Below are 3,281 nucleotides of genomic sequence, written 5' to 3' on the forward strand. Positions count from 1 at the left end.
AATAAGTAAAAAGTTTATTTATGAGATAGACCATCAGGAAGAGATAGATTACTTTTTTGATTATGGAACAGCCGATAAGATAATGAACATCATGAAACTAATTAATTTTGCTACTGGAGTTGTAGCAGGCCAATCGTTATATGAGGCTTGTGTGGGCTACCAGTATTTTTTTGTACTTAATATCTTTTGCTGGAAAAGGAAGGATAGGCCTGATAAGCGTAGATATGAAATTTGTTTACTATGGATAGCAAGGAAAAATAGTAAGTCGGTAAACAGCGCGCTTATTATGATAATTCTAATGTTATTAGAACCTAGATATTCCGAGTTCTACCTTTGTGCTAACACAAGGGAACAAGCAAAGATTGTCTATAATGAAACGAAGAAACTCATTGAATCAAGTCCTTTCATCTTAGATAAGTTTGATATTAAGAGGGACACTATCACTTGCAAGTTAAATAAGAATACCCTTAAAGCATTATCCAGTGACTATAATACAACAGATGGACTCAGAGTTTCAGCTGCATGTATAGATGAAGTAGGTGCTGCTAAAGATGGTGGGCTTATTGAATCTATGACTTCAGGGATGTTATCAGTTCAAAATAGGCTTTTAATATTAATTTCAACAAGCTATCCTAACACACAGAACCCATTTCTTGAGTGGACTGATTACAGCAAGAAGGTTATTGATGGTGTGGTAGAAGATGAAAAGCTCTTTGCTATGCTTTACAGCTTAGATGAAAAGGATGAAATGACGGTCGAGAACTTCATGAAGGCTAATCCTTTACAGAGCACATTAGAAGATGGTAGGGAATACTTGGAGAGTGAATATAAAAAGGCGCTTGAGATGGGGGGAGCTAAGTTAACCTCCTTTAAGTGTAAGCACCTTAATATATGGCTTGATGGGATGATAGGAGAAATCTATATTCCTACAGAAGAAGTAAGAAAGTGTAGATTGCATGAGCCATTTAGTTGGTGTGGTAGACAGGTTTATATAGGCATTGACTTAGCCATGACAACGGATAACTGTTCCGTAGCAATGATTACTGAGGAAGGTGGCAAGGTTTATGCGAATGTGTGGGCTTTCATACCAGCTGATAGGATAGAAGAAAAGACTCGGGTTGAAAAGGTAGATTATCAGGCTATGATTAGAAATGGTAATTGCTTTGCGTGTGGTGAAAATGTAGTTGACTATGGCTTTATTGAAAGCTTTATACTTAGATTAGAAGATAAGTATGGCGTGGTTATTATGGGTATTGGATTTGATAGATATAACTGTCTTAGTACTGCTCAAAAGCTAGAAAGTAGTGGTTATGAAACCACAGAGATCAAGCAGCACTCAAGTGTATTACATAGTCCAACTAAACTATTAGAGGAGCTTGTCCTTACACAACACTTTGGTTATGAGCGTAACCGATTATTAGAAATTAACTTTGCAAATGCAAGGTGCTTATATGATACAAACCTGAACAGATACGTCAACAAGAAGAAATCTACAGGGAAGATAGATATGGTAGCCTCACTTATTAATGCTATGTATCTCCTTGAAAAAGATATGCTTCAAGAGGACTTTGTTGTTCAGGTTTTTTAATGAAAATTTTAGAGAGGAGAATGAATGTATAAGTTATATAAAGGAGATTGTTTAGAAGTTATGAAAGGGATTCCTACAGGTTCAGTTGATATGATTTTGTGTGACTTACCCTATGGAACAACAGAGTGTAAGTGGGATTCCATCATTCCTTTAGATAGGCTATGGAAGGAATATGAACGTGTGATTAAGGAAGATGGGGCTATTGTATTAACAGCAGCTCAGCCCTTTACAACTCAGTTGATTGAAAGTAATAGAAAACGCTTTAGGTATTGCTGGTACTGGATTAAAAATACACCTACAGGCTTTTGTTTTGTTAAGTATCAACCTATGAGAAAAGTAGAAGATGTATGCGTCTTTTACAAAAAGGCACCTAAATATAATCCACAAGGGGTTATTAAGTTAGAGAGGCCTAAGCCTAAGAATCGAAGACCTCAAAAGCATGATGAATGGATTTATTCGGATAGTTTAAATGGAAAATATGAAATAGAATGGACGAATTATCCTAACAATGTATTACAAATAAATGTGGAAAGAGGTCTGCATCCTACACAAAAACCAGTTCCATTATTTGAATACCTTATTAAAACTTATACAGATGAAGGCATGACCGTTCTAGATAACTGTATGGGCTCAGGTACTACAGGTGTGGCTTGTATGAATACAAATAGAAAGTTTATTGGTATTGAATTAAATGAGAAGTATTTTAATGTGGCTAAAGAAAGAATAGAAGATTCCTTAACTCAAGGTGAAAAACAATGGGCTTAAGGGACTTTTTTAATAGGCAAAGTGTAGAGGTAAGTCCTCAAGAATTAGATTTACACCTAGAAGGGGCAGAACATGAAAAGATTAAGAGTAAAACTATATCAAAAGAACAGGCTATTGGACTTCCTTCTGTTTATGCGAATGTGGAACTTATAAGTAATGTCATATCCAACTTAGAGGTAAAGCTTTACAAAGAACTAGAAGGTAGTGTGGAAGAAGTAAAAGGAGATAGAAGAATAGATTTATTAAATGACTCGCCTAATAGCCTTATGAGTGGTGATGAACTTAAGAAAGCTATGGTGAGAGATTACCTATTGGATGGTGCTTGCTATGTTTACATGTGTGGACAAGGGTATTCAAAGAATAGATGGTCTCTTTATTACATACCCACAACAGATATATCCCTTTTATACTCGCCTGACATCATCTTTAAAACAGTTACAATAAGTATCCAGGGGCAGAACTTTAGCCCTGATAACTTTATTATTTGCACTAAGAATACAATGGATGGAGTAAAGGGAAAAGGGATTGTAGCTGAGTGTAATAGTATTTTAAAACAAGCCTTGGACAATATGAATTACACCACTCAAACGATGGGAAATGGAGGTGTAAAGCGTGGCGTTCTACAAAGTACAAGGCGGTTGACTGCAGAAGCTATTGGAGAGTTAAAGAAAGCTTGGAAAAGACTTTATGAACAAAATAATGATTGTATTGTCCTGAATGAAGGTATTACCTATCATGAATTGCAACAAACAGGTGCAGAAATGCAAATGATAGAAAGCAAAAATGCTATTGATGCTGATATTTGTAGACTCTTTAATGTACCAGTCAATCTATTTAACTCAACGATTCCTGAAGATGTGTGGGATGCTTTTGTAAAACTGGCTATTATGCCAATCGTAAACAAATTTGAGAAGGCTATTAATAAGGC

At 35.6% G+C, this 3,281-nt stretch carries 3 protein-coding genes; all 3 read left to right on the forward strand.

Annotated elements, in window-relative coordinates; genetic code table 11:
* Positions 1-1,588, forward strand: a 1,588-nt coding sequence (locus H8718_RS19800; protein ID WP_249334779.1) for a terminase large subunit, incomplete at its 5' end; no start/stop codon positions are given.
* A 24-nt stretch (positions 1,589-1,612) separates the two neighbouring features.
* Positions 1,613-2,353 carry a DNA-methyltransferase gene (locus tag H8718_RS19805; RefSeq protein ID WP_249334780.1) on the forward strand — a complete coding sequence of 247 codons (741 nt, stop codon included), beginning with the start codon at positions 1,613-1,615 and terminating at the stop codon, positions 2,351-2,353.
* On the forward strand, positions 2,344-3,281 hold a 938-nt coding region (locus tag H8718_RS19810; RefSeq protein WP_249334781.1), incomplete at its 3' end, for a phage portal protein. The genes H8718_RS19805 and H8718_RS19810, both read left to right, overlap by 10 nt.

The sequence above is a fragment of the Zhenhengia yiwuensis genome (assembly GCF_014384995.1).
GTDB classification, from domain to species: Bacteria; Bacillota; Clostridia; order Lachnospirales; family Cellulosilyticaceae; genus Zhenhengia; species Zhenhengia yiwuensis.